Origin of the sequence: Vibrio sp. 10N.222.48.A3 (assembly GCF_041475345.1) — a bacterium.
In the GTDB taxonomy this organism is placed as follows: Bacteria; Pseudomonadota; Gammaproteobacteria; order Enterobacterales; family Vibrionaceae; genus Vibrio; species Vibrio tasmaniensis_A.
In genome coordinates, this window is sequence record NZ_JBFRVX010001146.1 from 1 (window position 1) to 437 (window position 437).

Consider the following 437-nt stretch of genomic DNA (forward strand, 5'->3'; position numbering starts at 1 on the left):
CTCGTCTGGTTCACGAACCAGTCCTTAAAGATTCACCAGAGAACATGCTGCAAATCATGTTATTGGAACAAGAACAAGATTCCTCATTAACTGACCAAGATATTATGGCTAATGCGATTACCCTTCTATTAGCGGGTGAAGATACCACAGCGAATACACTGGCATGGATGGCGTTCTTAGTCAGCGGCAATCGCAGTAGTGAGTTGGCCTTACAAGATGAACTTGACGCCCTAGGGAAGAGGAAGGTCTTAGAATGGCCGCTTCCTCGAACACCTTATATGACAGCGGTGATGTATGAAGCGATGCGATTAAAGCCGGTAGCGCCACAACTTTATTTGGAACCCACACGAGACACTCAGATTGGTGACATCGAAGTAAAAAAAGGCACACCTGTTTTTGTAATGCTACACGCGAATGGTTTTGACCCTGATTTATTT

Annotated in this window: 1 protein-coding gene; it reads left to right on the forward strand. The window is 44.9% G+C overall.

The annotated features are described in order from the left end of the window. A partial coding sequence (locus tag AB4653_RS24480; RefSeq protein ID WP_372105535.1) for a cytochrome P450 occupies nucleotides 1-437 on the forward strand: 437 nt, incomplete at both ends.